This window comes from Micromonospora ferruginea (assembly GCF_013694245.2).
Classification (GTDB): Bacteria; Actinomycetota; Actinomycetes; order Mycobacteriales; family Micromonosporaceae; genus Micromonospora; species Micromonospora robiginosa.
Genome location: NZ_CP059322.2, coordinates 4,899,325 through 4,917,412, shown reverse-complemented (window position 1 = coordinate 4,917,412; position 18,088 = coordinate 4,899,325). Strand labels below are relative to the sequence as shown.

The following is an 18,088-nucleotide window of genomic DNA, read 5'->3' as shown; positions in this document are numbered from 1 at the left end:
AGGCCTCAGCTTTCCGCGGTATACCCCAGAGGCATGATTATGACCGGAAGGTATAACGCTGAAAAGTGATCCCTTCGCCGGCAGGTGCCACGCCGGGTCGCCCCCTCGCGCCGGACGTCAGCAGGAGCCCACCCGGTCGACGGGCGTGATCAGGCTCGCGCTCACCGCCATCGCCAGCACGGAGGCCGCGAGCCACGGCCAGGGGTTCCGGGACCGGCTCCGTCCGCCTGTCAGGGCGAGGGCGAGGGACAGCACCGCCGCCAGAAGCATCGCCACGAGCAGCCAGAAGGTGAGGATCCTCGCCTGTTGGAAGTGATCGACCGACTCGTTCGGGCAGGGCGCCGTCGGCGCGGCGAACGGCAGGAAACCGGCGCAGGCGAAGAGGACGAGCAGTGCCGACAGCACGGTGACCAGAACCGTCGCCGCCCCGGCCGTACGGGATCGCATCAACCGAAGCGTAGGGATCGGAGATCTCCGCTGTGACACGGCCACGCAACGGCCTGGCGCCGGCGCCTCCGGCCCCGGCCCGGGTCACGCGCCGCGGCGCAGCTCGCGCAGCACGCCGTGCCGGCGCAGCGCCCAGGCGAGGCGTCGGGCGCTCGGATGCCGCACGAACAGCACCACCGCGCGACGGATCATGCCGAACCGGTTCTCGCTCATCTGGTCGTCGACCGCCCGCCAGATCAACTCGCGCACGTCAGTGCTGTCGAGCGCCGTCCGCACCTCACGGCGTACCTCCGGGTCCTCGCTCGCCGAGGTGATCGCGGCGGCCCGACCCGGCCGGTCCGCGAGTGGTTCCACCGCCGCCGCGACGAGTGGCCGGCGTACCGCGTCCCGTTCCAGCAGCAGCAACACGGCCTCCCGGATCTCGACCGTGTCCAGGCCGGACCGCAGCAGACCCATCAGGCTGCGCTCGACCTCGCGCTCGTGATCCGGGTCGGCCAGCGTGGCCAGAAGCACCGTTATCTCGTCGAGGTCGATCAGTTGTCGTAGACCGTCGCGGAACTCCGGCGACTCCCACGCAACCCGCAGACCGGTGACGAGATTGCGGTTCATGAGCCGTCCGCTACCCGGAAGCGGCGGCCGGCGAAACCCGACCGCTTGCCGAGGAAGTTACCGGCGAGTAGCGTTCGGGCATGTCCATCGACTCTCGGCAGGTGGCGGCCGGTCTCCTCGAAGCGGTGCCGTTCGCCCGTACCCTCGGCATCGAGATCCTTGAGGTCGCGCCCGAGGCCGACGGCGGCGTCCGGGCCGTGGTCCGGCTCCCCGACGACCCGGCGCACCACAACCACGTGGGCGGCCCGCACGCCGGGGCCATGTTCACGTTGGGTGAGACCGCCTCCGGCGCAGTGGTGCTGGCCGCGTTCGGGCAGGTGCTCGACCGGGCCGTACCGCTGGCCGTGACCGCGACCATCGGCTACCGCAAGGTGGCGATGGGGTCGGTGCTGGCCACCGCGCGGCTCGGCCGCCCGCCGGCCGACGTGCTGGCCGAACTGGACGCCGGGCAGCGGCCCGAGTTCCCGGTCGAGGTGGAGATCGGCACCGAGGACGGCACCGTCACGTCGACACTCACCGTCACCTGGACGCTGCGCCCGAACCGCTGACACCCGAATCGGGTTTGCCCGGTGACCCGCCTGGATAGATTCAGGCAATGCTGGGCCTACCCGCGCACGTGACCGCGTGTCTCTTCGATCTGGACGGCGTGCTCACGCAGACCGCCAAGGTGCACAACGCGGCCTGGGCGGAGACGTTCGACGCGTTCCTGCGACGCCGGTCGGCCGAGACCGGCGAGCCGTTCCGCCCGTTCGACCCCGGACCCGACTACAACCGGTACGTGGACGGAAAACCACGCGCCGACGGGGTGCGGTCGTTCCTCGCCTCGCGCGGCATCACCCTGCCCGAGGGCACCCCCGACGACCCGCCGGACGCGGACACCGTCAACGGCGTCGGCAACCGCAAGAACGTCGTCCTGCTCCAGCGGATCGCGCACGACGGGGTCGAGGTCTACGACGGCTCGGTGCGCTACCTGGAGGCGGCGACCCGGGCCGGGCTGCGCCGGGCGGTGGTCTCGGCCAGCGCCAACTGCGAGGCCGTGGTGCACGCCGCCGGGCTGGACCGCTGGCTGGAGGCACGCGTCGACGGCGTGGTCGCCCGCCAGCGCGGGTTGCAGGGCAAGCCGCACCCGGACACGTTCCTGGAAGGCGCCCGGATGCTCGGCGTCGAACCGGCGAACGCCGCCGTCTTCGAGGACGCGCTGGCCGGGGTGGCCGCCGGGAAGGCCGGCGGCTTCGGTTACGTGATCGGCGTCGACCGGGTCGGCCAGGCCGACGAGCTGCGCGCGCACGGCGCCGACGTGGTGGTCACCGACCTGGACGAGCTGCTGACCACGGAGCCGGCCGCATGATCCGGGAACGGTCCTACCCGGTCGAGCCGTGGCACGTCCGCGAGGTGCGACTGGACATGGACGTGCTGGCCCAGTCCGAGTCGGTCTTCGCGCTCTCCAACGGCCACATCGGGCTGCGCGGCAACCTCGACGAGGGCGAGCCGCACGGCCTGCCCGGCACCTACCTGAACTCGTTCTACGAGCTGCGCCCGCTGCCGTACGCGGAAGCCGGCTTCGGCTTCCCCGAGTCCGGGCAGACCATCGTCAACGTCACCAACGGCAAGCTGATCCGGCTGCTCGTGGACGACGAGCCGCTCGACGTCCGCTACGGCGAACTGCTCGACCACGAGCGGGTCCTCGACCTGCGCGCCGGCACGCTCCAGCGGGAGGTGCACTGGCGTTCCCCGGCCGGCCGCGAGGTCAAGGTGCGCAGCACCCGGCTGGTGTCGTTCACCCACCGGTCGGTCGCGATGATCAACTATGAGGTGGAGGCCGTTGACGGCCCGCTGCGGTTGATCCTCCAGTCCGAGCTGGTGGCGAACGAGTCCCTGCCGCCGCAGAGCCGCGACCCCCGGGTCGCCGCCGTCCTCGAATCGCCGTTGCAGGCCGAGGAGGAGCTGACCACCGACGACGGCGGCCTGCTCATCCACCGCACCAAGGTCAGCGGCCTGCGGGTCGCCGCCGCGATGGGCCACGACGTGCACGGCCCGGAACGCACCACCATCGAATCCGAGGGCTACCAGGACTGGGTCCGCACCACCATCGGCTGCGTGCTCAAGCCGGGCGAGAAGCTGCGCGTGGTCAAGTACCTGACGTACGGCTGGTCCAGCCGCCGGTCGCTGCCGGCGCTGCGCGACCAGGTCGGCGCCGCGTTGTCCTCCGCCCGCCTCGACGGCTGGGACGGGATGCGGCGCGCGCAGCGCGAATACCTGGACACGTTCTGGGACGCCGCCGACGTGCGCGTCGAGGGCGACCCGGAGGTGCAGCAGGCCGTCCGGTTCGGCCTCTACCACGTGCTCCAGGCCGGCGCCCGCGCGGAACGGCGGCCCATCTCCGCCAAGGGCCTCACCGGACCCGGGTACGACGGCCACGCGTTCTGGGACACCGAGATGTTCGTGCTGCCGGTGCTCACCTACACCCAGCCCAGCGCGGTGCGCGACGCGTTGCAGTGGCGCTACGACACCATGGCCCAGGCGCAGGAACGGGCCCGCACCCTCAACCTGCAGGGCGCCGCGTTCCCGTGGCGCACCATCGAAGGACCCGAGTCGTCGGCGTACTGGCCGGCCGGGACCGCCGCGTTCCACATCGCCGCCGACGTCGCCGACGCGCTGCGCCGCTACGTGCTGGTCACCGGCGACGAGGCGCTGGAGCGGGAGATCGGGCTGGAGCTGCTGGTCGAGACCGCCCGGCTGTGGCGCTCCCTCGGCCACCACGACCGCGCCGGCCGATTCCACATCGACGGGGTCACCGGCCCCGACGAATACACCGCGGTGAAGAACGACAACGTCTACACCAACCTGATGGCGCAGCGGAACCTGCTCACCGCCGCCGACTGCGCGATGCGCTACCGCGACCAGGCGCTCGACCTCGGCGTCACCGAGGAGGAGGCCGCCGCCTGGCGGGACGCCGCGCAGGACATGCACGTCCCGTACGACTCCGAGATCGACGTGCACGAGCAGGTGGAGGGCTTCACCCGGTTGCAGGAGTGGGACTTCGAGCACACGCCGGCGGAGAAGTATCCGCTGCTGCTGCACTACCCGTACTTCGACCTGTATCGCAAGCAGGTGGTCAAGCAGGCCGACCTGGTGCTGGCCATGCACTGGCGCGGGGACGCGTTCAGCGCCGCCGAGAAGCTGCGCAACTTCACCTACTACGAGCGCCGCACCGTCCGCGACTCGTCGCTGAGCGCCTGCACCCAGGCCGTCCTCGCGGCCGAGGTGGGCTTCCCCGAGCTGGCCCACCGCTATCTGCGCGAGGCCGCGCTGATGGACCTGCACGACCTCAACGAGAACACCCGCGACGGCGTGCACATGGCGTCGCTGGCCGGCGCGTGGATCGCGCTCGTCGCCGGCTTCGGCGGGCTGCGCGACCACGACGGCACGCTGTCCTTCGCGCCCCGGCTCTCCAGCCGGCTCAGCCGCCTGGAGTTCTCGTTGCAGTGGCGGTCGATGCGGCTGCGCGTCGACGTCCGGCCGCACCAGACGACGTACTCGCTGCGCAACGGCGGGCCGGACACGGTGCTGGACCTGCTGCACCACGGCGAGCCGCTGCGGGTCACCTGCGAGCGGCCGGTCACCGTGCCGGTGCCGCAGGCGCACGCACCCGGGCCGCAGCCCGAGCAGCCGCCCGGCCGGGCACCGCTCATGCACCTGCCGGAGCAGGCCGGCTGAGGCCGGGCGGCCCCGCCCCGGAGGGCGGGACCGCGCGGTCCGCGTACCTCAGAACTGGGGTCCGTTGGACGGGCGTCCGCCCGCGTCGCGCGGCGCGACCGCCCGCGGGTCCTCGGGGGTACGCGCCGACGCCGCCTGGTCGGCCCAGTCCGGCGAGCGCTCCAACTCCCGTTCGCGCCGTTCCTGGTCGGTGGGTTCCTGCTCCCGGGTCCTGTCCTTCTTCGCCATCTTCGGATCCTCGCGATCGGTCGGGTTCCGCGGTCACCCCGCGCGTTCCCGCCCGAGGTGGGGGTCAACCGTCCAGGTGGGCGGCGAAGCTCTGCCGCAGGTGGTTCTTCGGCCGGGAGCCGACGATCGACGCGACCACCTCGCCGGCGCGGAACACGAGCAGCGTCGGCGCGGACATGACCTGGTGGGCGCGGGTGGTCGCCGGGTTCTCGTCGGTGTTCAGCGCGACGAAACGGATCGCGTCGCCGAACTCCTCGGCCAGCTCGGTCAGGTGCTTCGACACCACCCGGCAGGGCGGGCACCACTCGGCCCAGAAGTCGACCACGACCGGGCGGTCGGCGGCCAGCACCTCGGCCGGGAAGGTGGCGTCGGTGACCGGGCTCAGCGTGCCGGTCCGCGTGTCCTGAGGCATGTTTCCTCCCGTTGGGCGATCGCGTGGGCGAGTTGGTCGTGCAGCCGGCGGCGGACCGAGCCGAGCCGGTCGAGGTAGTCGTCCACCTCGGCGAGCTTGCGCCGCAGCACCGCCACCGAGTCGGGGCAGACGTCCCCGGAGTCGTGCCCGGCGCGCAGGCAGGCGACGAACGGGCGGATGTCGTCCAGCCCGAAACCGATCGCCAGCAGCGAGCGGATCTCGTGCACGACGCGGAGTTCCGCCTCGTCGTAGACCCGGTAGCCGTTGGCGGTCCGGCCCGGCCGGACCAGCCCGTGTGTCTCGTAGTAGCGCAGCGTCCGGGTGCTCGTGCCGGCCCGCCGCGCCAACTCCCCGATCCGCATCTGGCCTCCCGCCCCGTCCCGCCTGACGCTAAACCTTGCCACCGACGTCAACGCAACCCCGCGCCCGCGCGCCCTCCCGCGCCTTCCCGCGCCCTCCCGCGCCTTCCCGCGCCTTCCCGTGCCTTCCCGCGTCGATCATGAAGTTGGCCGGCTGGGGAGCGCTCTCCCGGCCGTCAACTTCATGATCGGCGGGGTGGGGGTATGGAGGGTGGGGAGGTGAGGGGTTGTGCGTGAGGTTTCGGTGCCGGTGGTGGAGGGCGGGCTGGTCGGGGACGTGGTCGTGCCGTCGGGTGCGGTCGGGGTGGTGCTGTTCGCACACGGGAGCGGCAGCTCGCGGCACAGCCCACGCAACGTGGCCGTGGCGCGGGCGCTGGGCGCGCGCGGGCTGGGGACCGTGCTCGTCGACCTGCTGACCGCGGACGAGGACGCGCGCGACGAGATGACCGCCGAGCTGCGCTTCGACATCGGGATGCTGGCCGAGCGGCTGGCCGGCATCGTCGACTGGATGGGCGCCGACCCGGAGTTGGGACGGTTGCCGATCGGCCTGTTCGGCGCCAGCACCGGCGCGGCCGCCGCGCTGGTCGCCGCCGCGGCCCGGCCCGAGCGGGTGGGCGCGGTGGTGTCCCGGGGCGGGCGTCCGGACCTGGCCGGCAGCTCACTGACGGCGGTACGCGCACCGACGCTGCTGCTCGTCGGCGGCCTGGACGAGCAGGTGATCACGCTGAACGAGCAGGCCGCCGACGCGCTGGGCGAGGTGGCGGAACTGCGGATCGTGCCCGGCGCCACCCACCTGTTCGAGGAGCCCGGCACGCTGGAGCAGGTGGCCGACCAGGCCGGCGCCTGGTTCGTCACCCACCTGCGCCAGCCGCACCCGGCCTGACCTCGGCCGGCTCAGGCGGCCTCGGCGGCGGAGGCGGTCCGGTGTCGCTGCACGGTGTCCAGCACCCGCCAGAGCACCGCGGCGATCGGCACCGAGACGAACGCGCCGGCGACCCCGGCCACCAGCGTGCCGGCGGTGACCACCACCAGGATGACCGCCGGGTGGAGCTGGACCTGGCGGCGCATCACCAGCGGCTCCAACAGGTTGCCCTCGATCTGCTGCACGGCGATCACCGCGGCCAGCGTGAGCAGGGCGGTGGTGGGGCCGTTCGCGGCCAGCGCGACGAGCACCGCGACCGCGCCGGCGACGGTGGCGCCGATGATCGGCACGAACCCGCCGAGAAACGTGATCAGGGCGAGCGGCAGGGCCAGCGGGACGCGCAGCACGACCAGCGCCAACCCGATGCCGATGGCGTCGATCGCCGCGATGATCATCGTGCCCCGGCTGTACGCGTCGAGCGTCCGCCAGCCGGCCCGGCCCGCCGCGGCGGTCACGTCGCGACGCGGCCCGGTCAGCCGCCGCAGCACCCAGTGCCACATCGACCGGCCGTCCTTGAGCAGGAAGAAGAGGAGCACCAGGCCGAGCAGGAGCGCACCGGCCACCTCGGCGACCTTCTGCGCGCCGGCGACCGGGTCGGGCGCGCTGCCGCTGACCCCCTGGCGGATCTGCTCCACCAGCTTGTCGAGCTGCTGGTCGGTCACCGGCAGGGTGGAGGTGACGAAGTCGCGGCTGCGTTGCAGGCCCTCGTCGAGCTGCTGGCTCAACTCGCCGAACTGGCTCGCGGTGAGGTTCCAGACCAGGACGCCGGCGCCGACCAGGACACCGAGCAACAGCAGGACGGTGAGCAGCGCGGCGAGCGCGGCCGGCACCCGGAGCCGGCGCAGCCGCACCAGCACCGGGTCGAGCAGCGCGGTGAGGAACAGCGTGCCGGCCAGCGCCACGGCCAGCGGCGCCAGGAGCACCGCGACCTGCCCGAGCAGCCACAGCCCGGCGGCCACCACCAGCAGGCACGCGCTCCAGGTGACCGCCGTCCGCACCGGCCAGGGCAGCCCCGCCCAGGTCTGTCGCGGCCCGGGGTGGGCCACCGTGCCGGTCCGCGCCTCCGGCAGCGCGCCGTCCGGCCGCGCCTCGCCGGGCCTCGTGCCGGCGGGCCCTGCCTCGGTGGGCCGTGCGTCGTCCGGCCGCGCCGGATCGCGCCGGTCCGGGTCAACTCGGGCCGGGTCGGGCCTGCCAGCGTCCACGTCGCCTCCTCGATCGTGGCCGTTGGTACCCGACACGGGGGAATCCGACACCCGGGCCGTCATCGCCCGCCCGGTGTTTGCGCCCCCGGCCGCAGGGAAGACTTTCAACGTACCGAAGGGAGATGCGACATGAGTGACTTCATGGACAAGGCCAAGGACTTCGCCGACAAGCACGACGAGCAGGTCGACAAGGGCCTGGACAAGGCCGGCGACATGGCCGACCAGCGCACCGGCGGCAAGTACGACCAGCAGATCGACAAGGGCGTCGACATGGCGCAGCAACGCACCGGTCAGGGCGACACCGCCCGCTGAGCACCCCTTCGGATCCCGGGCCGCCGCCGAGGTGGCCCGGGATCCGTCGTCGGTCAGGAGCTGTAGCCGCGACCGGCGATCCAGTTGGCCAGCTCGGTCACGCTCATCCAGTACGTCGGCTCGTCCGGCCGGGCCGGGTCGGCGATCAGCACCCGGTTCCCGTCGTCCTGGTATCGCACCACGGTCAGGTAGTGGCCGGGGTAGTAGTGCTCGACCCCGTCGACGTCCCGGGCGCCACCCAGGATGTTCGCCACCACCGGCCGGTCGGCGTCCACAGCGGCCCGGACGTCCGCCCGCAGCCGCTCCACCTGCTCGCGGGTCGCCACGTCGTCGCGGATCTCGGTGGTCCGGTACTTGCCGCCGGTGTACTCGTTGAGCACCCGGGTGACGTCGACGGCCGAGTCGGTGCCGCTCTCGGTGGTGCCCAACTTGGCGGCCAGCTCGTCCTGGCTGACGTCCTTGCCCTCGGCCGAGAGCGCGATCCGGGTCGAGGCCGGTCCGCAGTAGAAGAAGTTCGGCTGGGCCTGGTACTCGTAGTCGGCGCTGCGCTCACCCTTGCCCTTGACCGGGGTCGGTGCGGCGTGGGCGGCCACGGCCGGCCCGGCGACGGTGCTGCCGGCGGCGGCCAGACCGGCGACGGAGAGCAGGCACCTACGGATGATCGGGTTCATGCTGGGCTCCATTCGGGGGTCGACGCTCCATGGGGAGACGCGGCACCTTCAGTGGCGCTCGGCGTTCTCCGGAGTGCAACCGCCCTGCTGGTGGAGCCATTCCGGTGGTGAGCGGCCCCACCCGCGGGAACCGGACAGACGGCTCAGTCGGGGAGACTGCCCAACAGGCGGCTCACCGTGATCTCCAGGACCACCCGCTCCGGATTCGGGCGCGGCGGGCGGTAACGGGCGGTGTACCGCCGCTCGGCCTCGGCCACCGACTCCGGGTCGCGGCGCACCACCGCCCGACCCTCCACGGTCAGCCACCAGCGGCCGTCGACCTGACACACCGCGACCGGCGTGCCCGCCGACCCGGCGGCGGCCACGTGCCGGGCCTTCGCCGACCCACCCGAGGTGATCACGCGGGCCAGCCCGGCGTCCGGGTCGAAGGTCACCCCGACCGGCACCACGTGCGGGGTGCCGTCGGCACGCAACGTGGTCAGCGTGGCCAGGTGCCGGTCGGCGAAGAAACGGGCCACCCGCCCGTCGTGCGGGTCCAACCGGTGATCGCCGGGCATGCCGTCTCCTCGCTCGCCGCGTGGCCTGTCGCGCTGATGATCCGTCATCGACGCGGCGCGCCACCCGGCGGGGCGGCGGGCAGCGAGTCGGCCGGGGCGTCCCGGGTGAGGCGTTGCGCCGCCCGGTGCTTGGCGGCCAGCCGGCCCAGGTAGAACAGCGCACCCGCCAGCACGCCCATGTCGTCCAGGTAGATGGGGTCGGGCAGCAGGTCCACCGGGAGGATCGTGTAGATCAACGCGCCGTAGAACGCGACCTTGCCGCCGGCGCCGAGCGCGCCGAGCATCCGCCGGGTGCGGACCACCCGGATCGCGAGCAGCACCGCCCCGACCAGCGTCGCCACCGCGACGACGGCGGCGAGGCCGACCAGCAACCAGGATTCACGGGACACGGCACCACGCTAGCCGAGCCCGGCCATCGCCGCCGGACGATCAGTAGGCCACCACGGCGGCCCGGCCCCGGGCCACCGGCGCCAGCTCGCGGGTGATCTCACCGGTCGGCAGCTCCCGGGTGCTGTCCGGGCCGGTGAAGCCCACGATGGAGAGAGCCGCCTGCGGCTCGGCCACCGGGTGCAGCGCCGCGAACGCCTCCTCGCGCAGGCTCCGCGCCGCAGCAGCAGCCGTCTCGGCGACCCGCCACGCGGCCTGCTCCCGCTCCGACGCGGCGTGCTGGCGGGCGCGCAGATTGTCGCGCACCAGCCGGCGCAGCAGCAGCTCCTGCTCCACCGGGTGCCGGCTCGGGTCCCAGCCGCGCCCACCGAGGATGTCGCTGAGCTGCTGCACGGTGATCTCCTTGCGCCACTGGGCGTCCAGCGCCGCCCGGTGCAGCCAGCGCTCCCGGTCCACGTACTCGGCCGGGGTCCGGGCCGTGCGGGGCAGCGGCAACGCCGCCGCGGCGGCCAGCCGCCGGACGTCCTCCTCCGCCGCCTGGCAGACGCGCCACGCCTCCTCGGCCTCGTCCTGGGCGGCGAGCCACTCGGTCCGGCTCCGCTCGGCGGTCACGGCCGCGCGGGACGCCGCCACGGCGACCTCGTCCGCGTACCGGCTGCGCTCGCGGGCCTGCTCGCGCGACTGCTCGGCCAGGTCGATGCTGCTCGGCCGCGCGGCATCGCTGATCCGTTCGCCGAACACCGACCGGAACCGGGTCGGGCGGACGATCAGCGCGGCGACCGCGACCGCCGCCAGGGCGAGCAGGGCCAGCCAGATCACGGCGGCGGCGGGCACGTCCGGCAGGACGGTGGAGAAGACGGTCTGCATCTGCGGCACCTCACGGTGGAACGAGAGTCGAGCAACGATGGGGCCCGGGCGTCGGGCGGTGTGCGCGGCAGGGCGCGACGGGATGCGCGGCGGGCGGCGACGGGAAGGTCGCGCCGGGGCGTACCGGAAAGGTGGCCCGTCAGGCGCGCGGCGGCCCGCGACGGGCGATGGCCGCCCGGCCCGGGTCGGTGACCGCCCGCTCGGCGGCCGGAACCGACGCGACGTGGGTGTCGCCGGTCGGGTCGGCGACGGCCGGGCCGCCGGTGACCGGCTGGGCGGCGAGGGCGGTGGTCGGCGCGGCGACGGCCGTGCCCACGGTGAGGACCGCCCGGGCCGGCTCGGCGTGCGTGCCGCCGATCGTCGTCGGGGACGCCGAGCCGATGTCGACGGTCGCGACCGCCACGGCGGGGCGGGTCGTCGCGGTGGCGTCGGCGGACGGGGCGGCCAGGCCCTGCAGGCCGGCGACCAGCGCGAGGGTGGCCACGGCGGTGCGGGCGATCCGACGCAGCATCGCCGTCCAGGTGGACGAGGCGAACGCTACGGGCAGCACCACATCAACCTATCGGTCAGCGGCCGATCCCGCAGCTCGACGATCTTGCCGGTTACGTGAGCCGCCCCACGGATCGTTGTGGACGGACCTTGTCTTCGCTCCCGGGGACGTCGACGGATGCATCGACGGCGATGAGATTGTCGACAGTTTCCGGCGGCGCCGGCCGGGCACTGCTGCGGTCGACCCCCGAGCACGAGGAGAAGCCATGGGAGCACGCCGCACCGCCACCGCGCTGGTCGCCGCGCTGACCGCCGCCACCGTCCTGGGCGCCACCCCGGCCCACGCCGCGACCACCGCGGTCGACACCGGGCCGCTGCGCCCGGTCGCCGACGTCGACGTCGACCGGTACGCCGGCGACTGGTACCAGGTGGCGGCGATCCCGCAGTGGTTCGAGATCCAGTGCTTCAAGAACGTCAAGGCCCGGTACGACGTCCAGCCCGACGGCACCGTCGGCGTCCGCAACACCTGCCGGACGATCATCGGCACCACCAGCACGGTGACCGGGCGGGCCCGCAGCGAGAACCCGCCCGCCGACTCGGCGCTGACCGTCTCGTTCGTCAACCTCGGTGGTCGGTGGATCTACCTCGGTGGCCCGAACTACGTGGTCATCGGGCTGGACCCGGACTACCGGTGGGCGGTCGTCGGCGACCCGGACCGCAGCAGCGGCTTCGTGCTCTCCCGCGAGGCGGCACTGGACCCGACGCAGCTCGCCGACGTCAAGGCGACGCTCACCGACAACGGCTACGACCTCTGCGACTTCCGCACCACCCGGCAGGACGGCGGCGCCCGGGCCGGCGCGTTCTGCTGACCGGCCCCCGACGACGAGCACGGCGCGGCACCCGCGATGGGATGCCGCGCCGTGCCCGTCGACCGGGTCAGTTGCCGCCGAGCACCGGCGGTGGGGCGGCCCGACCGTCGCCCCAGACCATCTCGTCCTCGGTGAGCCAGGTCAGCCGGCCCTCCGACTCGTCGTCGTCGGAGGTGCCACGCCCGCCCAGCACGCCGTTGCGGCCGGCCATCGCGGGGCGCCCGGTGGCGCCGGCGCGGCCGGTCGACCTGCCCTCCGCCCCGATGGTCACGCCACGGCCGGACGTCAGCCGCCCGGTGCCGGCCGCCGACCGGCTCTCCGCGCCGGGCACACCACCGATCCGGGCCGAGGACGCCGCGTTGGGGCCGGTGCCGGCGAGGGAGCCGGTGCTGAGCACGCCGGGACCGCCGAACAGGCCGCCGCCGCCCCCACCGGCCGTCAGGGTCGACGGGTTGCCGCCGCCCGGACCGAAGCCCGCGCCGCCACCGACCGTCGGGACGCCTGTGGTGTTGGGCAGCGGGCCGGCGCCGGCCAGCGAGGTGCCGGTCGGGTCGACCGTGCCGCCGGTGGTGACCGAGCCCGGGGCGCCCGCGCCGGGCTGGCCGCCCGGAGTGCCGCTGCCCGGCCCGCCGTCGCCCGGCGTGCCGCTGGTCGGGGCCGTGTGGTGCACGCCCGACGTGGTCGCGGTGCCGCTCGCCCCGGGACCGAAGCTGCCCAGGCCCGGGCCGGACGACGGCGTCTTGACCGACGGGCCGTCGTGCAGCGTCGGGCCGCTGCGGTCGTTGTGGCCGGGCAGCTCGCTCTCGGGTGGCTCCGGCACGACGATCCGGCCGTACGCCGAGAAGTCGTAACCCTCGGCCAGCTTCGCCACCACCTGCACCATCCGCTGGTGCGCCTTCTCCTGCTCGGCCTCGTCCTGCTGGTGGCCGATGATGCCGCCGATCACCGCACCCGGCGCGCCGCCGAGCAGGAAGCCCTTGCCGGCGCCGGAGAGCAGCTTGTCGTTGTCGTCGGTCTTCTCCGGGCTCTCCGCCGTGGTCTGGGCGGCGCGCAGGTCGCCGGCCATCATGTCGAGCGCCTGCCGGATGCCGGTCATGCCCTCGGCCAGGTTGCCGGCGTAGCCGGAGACCATGGTGAGCCGGCGCTGGAACTCGCGCGCGGCGTCACCGGTCCAGGTCTTCGTCAGCCCGTCCAGGTCGGTGGCGAGGTCGCGGGTGAGGTCGTCCAGCGTGCTCTTGAGCGAGGTCCACTGGGCGCTCAGGCCCTCGATCTGCTTCGGGTCGCCGGCGTTGACGCCCTGGAAGAGCTCCTCGTGGCTGACGTGCTGGTAGCGCTGGGTGTATTCAGACACGGGGATCCTCCTTCGGCTGCTTCATCGCCTCGTTCAGCCCGGAGAGGGCGGCCGCGATGTCGGCCGCCGCGGCGGCGTTGCGGGCCTCGGCGGTCTTGTAGTTCGTCATGATCGTGTGAGTCGCCTCGCGGGCGGCCAGGACCGCCCGGCGCAGCCGGTCGACGTGGTCGACGTAGCTCTGGTGGATCTCGGAGTAGCGACGCGAGTTGTCGGTCGCGTCGGTGAACGTGCCGAGCGCGGGAGGTCGGCACTGCATCTCGGTGTTGAGCTTGCGCAGCACCGACTCCGCCTCGTGCAGACGCCGCTCAAGCCGCCTGTGGAAGTCCTCCAAGGACAGTACGTCCACTGTCGTGCGCCCGGTCATGGCTGAATCCCCGTTGTCATCGTCGAGAGCCGTTGGAGCCATGCTCAGGTTAGTCGAATCGCGCCAGCCCGGGCGACCCGTGACCACGCCGCTCCACTTCGGAGTCGCCGCCCGCGGTCAGCCGCCCTGGACCTGGGCCGCCGCGCCGCCGGCCGAGGGTGAGGCGGTGCCCGCCGGCGCGGCCCCCGCGTCGAAGTAGGCCAGCGCGTCGCCCCGGTCCAGGGTCGGCCCGGTCGGCACCAGCGCCAGCAGCGAGGCGGGCACCGCCACCGGCGTGACGTCGCCGTAGCCGAGCGCGCCGCGGGCGTCGCCGCCGTCGGTGCCGAGCGGATAGCGGATCCCCTGCGCGGTGATCAGGTAGACCGTGGCGCCGGCCGCCGGCTTGCCGCTCTCCCCGGCGGTGGCCTGCACCAGCACGCCCTTGCCGCCGGGCAGCAACACGCTCTCGGCGGTGCGGACCGCGTCCCGGTCGCCCTGCCGCGCCGGCACCGCGGTCGACGCGGTCAGCTCCGCCGGCGGCGAGTCGAAGACCTCCAGCGTGGTGGTCGGCGGCTCACCGGCCGGACCGGACCGGTAGGTGGCGCACAGCACGGTGCGCCCGATCCGCACCTCGTGCAGCGTGGGCATCCGGGCCGGCAGCCCCTCCGGCTCCAGCCGCTGGTCGGTGTAAAGCCGGCCGGCCTCGTCCGGGGAGATGTCGATCGCCTCCCCGCCGCCGCCGAGCAGCAGCAGCGCGGTCACCTCACGGACCGTGGCCAGACCCTGCCGGGTGAGGACGTAGTGCTGGCCGGCGGCCTGGTAGACCTGCCCGATCCGGGCCGGCCGGTCGGCCACGGTGAGCCCGCTCGGGCGGCCGTCGGACTCGATCGTGGGCTTGCGCAGCACCGGGCCCACCGGCACCGCGTTGAGCAACTGCTGCCCGACGGCGAGGTTTGTCGCGCCGGTCATCCGCAACGCGGCCAGCGCCTGCTCGTCACCGGCGATGCGCAGCCGGGAACCGCCGGTGAGCAGGAAGCGGGCGTCGTTGGTGCGGACCAGCACGGCCTGGTCGGTGAGCGGCGTGCCGCCGGCCGGCGGCCGGTCGATCAGCAGCCGGGTGGTCGAGCGCTGCGGGTCGTTGGGGTCCGGCACGTCGCAGACCGACCAGGGGAGCCCGACCAGCGACCTGCGGTCCGGCAGGTCGTCCGGCGCGCCCACGATGCCGACCATCCGGCCGCGTGGCCGGTCCTTGATCGACGCCTGGGACATGGTGCGCACCTCGGCACCGGCGTCGTTGACCACGAGCCGCGCCGAGGCGTAGTTGAGCGTCGGGTGCAGCACCTGGTCGTCGCCGAAGTAGTAGGTGGCGCCGGTCTCCCGCTCGATCACCACCGTGTTCGCGGCCAGCGGGGCGGAGTTGCTGGTGAGCTGCCCGTACGCGCCGACGCCGCCGAGCACCACGGCCGCCGCGATGACGCTGCCGAACACCGCCATGCCGAGGCGGCGCATCGGCAGGTCGTTGGTCTCCGGATCGCCGGCGAGCAGCGCGGAGACGATGCGGCGGGTGACGAAGCGGTACGCCTGCACCTGATCGCGGCGGGTCCGCATGACTAACCTCCGGCAGGGGTGGGTCCGCGACGATCAGGTCCGAACAGCGTCGCGGGCTTCCCTACGATAAGGGGCCGTCGGGGGTGCGCCGGACCCCGTCCACCTCGCGACGACGCACCCCGCCGGCGGATGCCCAGGATGTCCAGAAGGGACGCTCACCGATGACGCAGCTCCAGGCGCCACCCGGTCGTACGGCCACCGCCCCCGCCGCCGTGCCGGCGGACCGGCCGGTCACCCCGGCCGACAAGCGCCGGCGGGGGCGGCTCGGCCCGGTCGTCGTCGGCCAGCTCGTCGTGGTCGAGTGCGCCGCGCTCGCCGTCTGGTTCGCCACCGCCGGCCCGGTCTGGCTGCTCGCCGGCGTCGGGGCGACGGCGCTGCTGACCGTGGTGGCCGCGTTCGCCCGGCGGGGCGGCCGCTGGTGGTACGAGGACCTGATGCTGCGCCGTCGGCTGCGTCGGCGCCGCGAGCGGGCCCGGGGCGCGGTGCCCGGTGGTGACCCCCGGCTGGCCGCGCTCGCCCCGGAGCTGACCGTGGTGGAGCTGACCGAGCGCGGGACCCGGCTCGGCATCGGCCAGGACGACCGCGGCTGGTTCGCCGCGGTGGCGCTGACCGGCCGCCCGGGAGCACCCGCCGGGTCGATCGAGGCGGCGACCGTCGACCGGGCGCTCGCGGTGCTCGCCGACTTCGCCGGCCCGGTCACCCAGACCCAGGTCGTCTCGCACACCCTGGTCTGGTACCCCGCGCCGGGCGCGCCGCCCGCGGCGCACCGCACGGTGTGGGTGGCGCTGCGCCTGTCGGTGGGCGACGCCCGCACCGAGACGGTGACCCGCGGCGGCGGGCTGCGCGGCGTGCACCGGACGGTGGCGGCCGGGGTGGGCCGGCTCGGCAAGGCGCTCAACGCGGCCGGGCTCGCCCACCGGGTGCTCGGCCGCGACGAGCTGCACGCGGCGGTGGTCTCCGGCGCCGGGCTGGACCTGGCCCCGGAGTCACCGGCGGAGACCTGGACCAGCCTGCGCGGCGGCGGCTGGACGCAGCGCTGCCTGGCGTTGCGGCTGCGCCCCAACGGCTCGCTGGGCGCGCTGGTGGACGCCGTCACCTCCACCTCCGCGCCGTCGCACACGGTCGCCGCCGTGGTGCTCCCCGGCGGCCGGCGGATCCCGCCGCTGCTGCGGGTGGCGGCCATGGACGGGCACGCCGAGGCGCTGGTGAAGGTCGTCCGGGAGACGGCCCGACGGGCCGGTGTGCCGGCCCGCCCGCTGGACGGCCAGCATGGCCCCGGCGTCTACGCGACCGCGCCGGTCGGCACCGCGATGGGCACCGTCACGGTCGAAGGTTGACGATCCAGCCGTACATGCCGCAGACCCAGACGGCCAGCGGCACCAGGGCGATGATCAGCAGGATCTCGACGATGTCCAGGGTGCGGCCCCAGACCGGGGAGATCCGCTTGCCGGCCACGGTCAGCCCGTAGACCAGGCTGATCATCGCCACCACGGTCAGGCCGCCCAGGATCAGCCCCAGCCGGACCGGCAGCGAGCCGGCGTCGAAGACCGCCCACGCGGTCAGCCCGAGGCCGGCGGTGCCGGCGAGCAGCACCGGGGTGCGCTGGCCCCGGCCGAGGAACGGGCGGGCCCGCAGCAACGACAGCAGGGCCAGCACCAGGCAGAGCAGGATCGCCGGCAGCCGGCCGTCGGCGGCGAGCACCACCTCGCCGCAGAGCACCAGCAGGGAGACGGTCCAGAGCAGACCGGTGAGGTACGCGTCGGCGCGCTCGCTGTTGCGCAGCACCGACGGCCCGTCCACCGACTCGGTGTCCGTCTTCAGGTCCTCCGGGCCGGTCGGGATCGACGGCACCGGCAGCCGGGCGAGGCGGTAGGCGAGCATCGGCAGCGCCGGGAGCGCGCCGAACGCCACCGCGGCCACCACCGCCGCCGACGCGGCCGCGTCGATGTCGAACGCCAGGCTGAGCACCGCGCCGAAGCCGACCGCCGCGCCCACCCCGACGGCGCCGAGGAAGAGCGGCAACCGGTCCCCGACGGCGAGCGCGGCGAGCGCGGCGAAGAGCACCACCGCGGTGCCGGCGAGCAGCACGTGCGGGCTGGCCAGCCCGTCGAGCGGCCGGTCACCGGCGAGCACCAGCAGGCCGCCGACCGCCGCGTAGCCGACCCCGACCAGGGCCAGCACCGCGCCGGTGCGGCTGTCGCCGGCCGCCCGGGACAGCACCGCGGCGCCGACCAGCAGGGCGACCGCGACCACCAGGGCGGCCACCGCGCCGGGCAGGTGCGGCGGGCCGGCGAACAGCGTCGCGACCGCGCCGGCGGCCAGCGCCGAGGAGGCGAGCAGCACCGCGTACGCCCGGGTGGTGCCCACCTGCCAGGCGCCGGCCCGCTGGGTGGTGGAGGTGGCCACGGCGTCGACCACGTCGTCGAAGACGATCTCGGGGGCGGTGGCGGCGCGGGGGTTGAAGTAGAGCACCTCGCCGTCGCGGACGCCGAGCTGCGCGGCGGTGCGCCCGCCGTCGAGCGGCTGCCCGCCCAGCCGGGACAGGCTCCACCCGCCGTGCCGCACACCCTCGTCGGCGAGATCCTCGCCGGCGTAGCGCAGCAGCGTGGGCAGCAGGTCGGCCAACGGCACGTCGGCCGGCAGCGCCAGATCCATCCTGGTGCGCGGCGCCACGATGGTGATCCGGCTCAGCCCGCCGGTCGCCGTCTTCGTCGCCACAGTGGCCTCCTCGTGCTCGC

At 74.3% G+C, this 18,088-nt stretch carries 22 protein-coding genes; 7 read left to right on the top strand and 15 right to left on the bottom strand.

The window, feature by feature from the left end; translation table 11 throughout:
• Nucleotides 1–117 precede the first annotated feature (117 nt).
• On the bottom strand, nt 118–447 hold the full coding sequence (locus tag H1D33_RS21550; protein ID WP_181571432.1) for a hypothetical protein: 330 nt from the start codon (nt 445–447) through the stop codon (nt 118–120).
• A gap of 84 nt (nt 448–531) precedes the next feature.
• A complete protein-coding gene (locus H1D33_RS21545; RefSeq protein ID WP_181571433.1) occupies nt 532–1,056 on the bottom strand; it encodes a hypothetical protein in 525 nt (174 codons plus the stop codon).
• Between the two features lie 80 nt (nt 1,057–1,136).
• On the opposite strand from H1D33_RS21545, the gene H1D33_RS21540 reads away from it, so the two are divergent.
• Genes H1D33_RS21540 through H1D33_RS21530 form a run of 3 tightly spaced genes read left to right on the top strand, consistent with a single transcriptional unit; the run spans nt 1,137 to nt 4,773 of the window.
• Nucleotides 1,137–1,604 (top strand): DUF4442 domain-containing protein, encoded by a 468-nt coding sequence (locus H1D33_RS21540; RefSeq protein WP_181571434.1) that lies wholly within the window; start codon nt 1,137–1,139, stop codon nt 1,602–1,604.
• A 47-nt stretch (nt 1,605–1,651) separates the two neighbouring features.
• Nucleotides 1,652–2,404: an HAD family hydrolase gene (locus H1D33_RS21535; RefSeq protein WP_181571435.1), complete on the top strand. Its 753-nt coding sequence runs from the start codon at nt 1,652–1,654 to the stop codon at nt 2,402–2,404.
• Complete coding sequence (locus H1D33_RS21530; protein WP_181571436.1) at nt 2,401–4,773, top strand: glycoside hydrolase family 65 protein; 2,373 nt, start codon at nt 2,401–2,403, stop codon at nt 4,771–4,773. The genes H1D33_RS21535 and H1D33_RS21530 overlap by 4 nt, the downstream gene beginning before the upstream one ends.
• A gap of 48 nt (nt 4,774–4,821) precedes the next feature.
• On the opposite strand, the gene H1D33_RS21525 is transcribed toward H1D33_RS21530, so the two are convergent.
• From H1D33_RS21525 to H1D33_RS21515, 3 genes are all read right to left on the bottom strand, one after another.
• Nucleotides 4,822–5,001, bottom strand: a complete 180-nt coding sequence (locus H1D33_RS21525; protein ID WP_181571437.1) for a hypothetical protein — start codon at nt 4,999–5,001, stop codon at nt 4,822–4,824.
• 64 nt (nt 5,002–5,065) lie between these two features.
• Complete coding sequence (gene trxA, locus H1D33_RS21520; protein WP_281370421.1) at nt 5,066–5,413, bottom strand: thioredoxin; 348 nt, start codon at nt 5,411–5,413, stop codon at nt 5,066–5,068.
• A complete protein-coding gene (locus tag H1D33_RS21515) occupies nt 5,383–5,775 on the bottom strand; it encodes a MerR family transcriptional regulator (protein WP_181571438.1) in 393 nt (130 codons plus the stop codon). The genes trxA and H1D33_RS21515 overlap by 31 nt, the downstream gene beginning before the upstream one ends.
• Nucleotides 5,776–6,001: 226 nt before the next feature.
• Here H1D33_RS21515 and H1D33_RS21510 point away from each other — a divergent pair, with 226 nt between their 5' ends.
• A complete protein-coding gene (locus H1D33_RS21510; protein WP_307755233.1) occupies nt 6,002–6,655 on the top strand; it encodes a dienelactone hydrolase family protein in 654 nt (217 codons plus the stop codon).
• Between the two features lie 11 nt (nt 6,656–6,666).
• Here H1D33_RS21510 and H1D33_RS21505 read toward each other — a convergent pair whose 3' ends face one another.
• On the bottom strand, nt 6,667–7,896 hold the full coding sequence (locus H1D33_RS21505) for an AI-2E family transporter (protein ID WP_246411946.1): 1,230 nt from the start codon (nt 7,894–7,896) through the stop codon (nt 6,667–6,669).
• A gap of 129 nt (nt 7,897–8,025) precedes the next feature.
• On the opposite strand from H1D33_RS21505, the gene H1D33_RS21500 reads away from it, so the two are divergent.
• Nucleotides 8,026–8,208 carry an antitoxin gene (locus H1D33_RS21500; protein WP_181571440.1) on the top strand — a complete coding sequence of 61 codons (183 nt, stop codon included), beginning with the start codon at nt 8,026–8,028 and terminating at the stop codon, nt 8,206–8,208.
• A 53-nt stretch (nt 8,209–8,261) separates the two neighbouring features.
• On the opposite strand, the gene H1D33_RS21495 is transcribed toward H1D33_RS21500, so the two are convergent.
• The 5 genes from H1D33_RS21495 to H1D33_RS21475 form a co-directional block, all read right to left on the bottom strand.
• Nucleotides 8,262–8,879 carry a C39 family peptidase gene (locus H1D33_RS21495; RefSeq protein WP_181571441.1) on the bottom strand — a complete coding sequence of 206 codons (618 nt, stop codon included), beginning with the start codon at nt 8,877–8,879 and terminating at the stop codon, nt 8,262–8,264.
• 143 nt (nt 8,880–9,022) lie between these two features.
• Nucleotides 9,023–9,436, bottom strand: a complete 414-nt coding sequence (locus tag H1D33_RS21490) for a pyridoxamine 5'-phosphate oxidase family protein (RefSeq protein WP_181571442.1) — start codon at nt 9,434–9,436, stop codon at nt 9,023–9,025.
• 44 nt (nt 9,437–9,480) lie between these two features.
• On the bottom strand, nt 9,481–9,825 hold the full coding sequence (locus tag H1D33_RS21485) for a YkvA family protein (RefSeq protein ID WP_181571443.1): 345 nt from the start codon (nt 9,823–9,825) through the stop codon (nt 9,481–9,483).
• Between the two features lie 40 nt (nt 9,826–9,865).
• Nucleotides 9,866–10,690, bottom strand: a complete 825-nt coding sequence (locus H1D33_RS21480; protein ID WP_181571444.1) for a hypothetical protein — start codon at nt 10,688–10,690, stop codon at nt 9,866–9,868.
• A 139-nt stretch (nt 10,691–10,829) separates the two neighbouring features.
• Nucleotides 10,830–11,240, bottom strand: coding sequence for a hypothetical protein (locus tag H1D33_RS21475; RefSeq protein WP_181571445.1), 411 nt, complete (start codon nt 11,238–11,240; stop codon nt 10,830–10,832).
• 205 nt (nt 11,241–11,445) lie between these two features.
• Between H1D33_RS21475 and H1D33_RS21470 the strand changes: the two genes are divergently transcribed.
• Nucleotides 11,446–12,048 carry a lipocalin family protein gene (locus tag H1D33_RS21470; protein ID WP_181571446.1) on the top strand — a complete coding sequence of 201 codons (603 nt, stop codon included), beginning with the start codon at nt 11,446–11,448 and terminating at the stop codon, nt 12,046–12,048.
• Between the two features lie 67 nt (nt 12,049–12,115).
• On the opposite strand, the gene H1D33_RS21465 is transcribed toward H1D33_RS21470, so the two are convergent.
• The 3 genes from H1D33_RS21465 to eccB form a co-directional block, all read right to left on the bottom strand.
• Nucleotides 12,116–13,399 (bottom strand): WXG100 family type VII secretion target, encoded by a 1,284-nt coding sequence (locus H1D33_RS21465; RefSeq protein WP_181571447.1) that lies wholly within the window; start codon nt 13,397–13,399, stop codon nt 12,116–12,118.
• Nucleotides 13,392–13,763 (bottom strand): hypothetical protein, encoded by a 372-nt coding sequence (locus H1D33_RS21460; protein ID WP_181571448.1) that lies wholly within the window; start codon nt 13,761–13,763, stop codon nt 13,392–13,394. The genes H1D33_RS21465 and H1D33_RS21460 overlap by 8 nt, the downstream gene beginning before the upstream one ends.
• Nucleotides 13,764–13,880: 117 nt before the next feature.
• Nucleotides 13,881–15,350 carry a type VII secretion protein EccB gene (eccB, locus tag H1D33_RS21455; protein WP_181571449.1) on the bottom strand — a complete coding sequence of 490 codons (1,470 nt, stop codon included), beginning with the start codon at nt 15,348–15,350 and terminating at the stop codon, nt 13,881–13,883.
• A gap of 161 nt (nt 15,351–15,511) precedes the next feature.
• Here eccB and H1D33_RS21450 point away from each other — a divergent pair, with 161 nt between their 5' ends.
• Complete coding sequence (locus tag H1D33_RS21450; RefSeq protein ID WP_181571450.1) at nt 15,512–16,687, top strand: type VII secretion protein EccE; 1,176 nt, start codon at nt 15,512–15,514, stop codon at nt 16,685–16,687.
• On the opposite strand, the gene eccD is transcribed toward H1D33_RS21450, so the two are convergent.
• Nucleotides 16,671–18,068 (bottom strand): type VII secretion integral membrane protein EccD, encoded by a 1,398-nt coding sequence (gene eccD / locus H1D33_RS21445; protein WP_181571451.1) that lies wholly within the window; start codon nt 18,066–18,068, stop codon nt 16,671–16,673. The genes H1D33_RS21450 and eccD overlap by 17 nt on opposite strands.
• Nucleotides 18,069–18,088 lie beyond the last annotated feature (20 nt).

Coding starts and splice junctions, on each gene's coding strand:
- H1D33_RS21550 (WP_181571432.1), bottom strand. CDS start 447: ATGCGATCCCGTACGGCCGGGGCGGCGACGGTTCTGGTCACCGTGCTG.
- H1D33_RS21545 (WP_181571433.1), bottom strand. CDS start 1,056: ATGAACCGCAATCTCGTCACCGGTCTGCGGGTTGCGTGGGAGTCGCCG.
- H1D33_RS21540 (WP_181571434.1), top strand. CDS start 1,137: ATGTCCATCGACTCTCGGCAGGTGGCGGCCGGTCTCCTCGAAGCGGTG.
- H1D33_RS21535 (WP_181571435.1), top strand. CDS start 1,652: ATGCTGGGCCTACCCGCGCACGTGACCGCGTGTCTCTTCGATCTGGAC.
- H1D33_RS21530 (WP_181571436.1), top strand. CDS start 2,401: ATGATCCGGGAACGGTCCTACCCGGTCGAGCCGTGGCACGTCCGCGAG.
- H1D33_RS21525 (WP_181571437.1), bottom strand. CDS start 5,001: ATGGCGAAGAAGGACAGGACCCGGGAGCAGGAACCCACCGACCAGGAA.
- trxA (WP_281370421.1), bottom strand. CDS start 5,413: ATGCCTCAGGACACGCGGACCGGCACGCTGAGCCCGGTCACCGACGCC.
- H1D33_RS21515 (WP_181571438.1), bottom strand. CDS start 5,775: ATGCGGATCGGGGAGTTGGCGCGGCGGGCCGGCACGAGCACCCGGACG.
- H1D33_RS21500 (WP_181571440.1), top strand. CDS start 8,026: ATGAGTGACTTCATGGACAAGGCCAAGGACTTCGCCGACAAGCACGAC.
- H1D33_RS21495 (WP_181571441.1), bottom strand. CDS start 8,879: ATGAACCCGATCATCCGTAGGTGCCTGCTCTCCGTCGCCGGTCTGGCC.
- H1D33_RS21490 (WP_181571442.1), bottom strand. CDS start 9,436: ATGCCCGGCGATCACCGGTTGGACCCGCACGACGGGCGGGTGGCCCGT.
- H1D33_RS21480 (WP_181571444.1), bottom strand. CDS start 10,690: ATGCAGACCGTCTTCTCCACCGTCCTGCCGGACGTGCCCGCCGCCGCC.
- H1D33_RS21470 (WP_181571446.1), top strand. CDS start 11,446: ATGGGAGCACGCCGCACCGCCACCGCGCTGGTCGCCGCGCTGACCGCC.
- H1D33_RS21460 (WP_181571448.1), bottom strand. CDS start 13,763: ATGACCGGGCGCACGACAGTGGACGTACTGTCCTTGGAGGACTTCCAC.
- eccB (WP_181571449.1), bottom strand. CDS start 15,350: ATGCGGACCCGCCGCGATCAGGTGCAGGCGTACCGCTTCGTCACCCGC.
- H1D33_RS21450 (WP_181571450.1), top strand. CDS start 15,512: ATGACGCAGCTCCAGGCGCCACCCGGTCGTACGGCCACCGCCCCCGCC.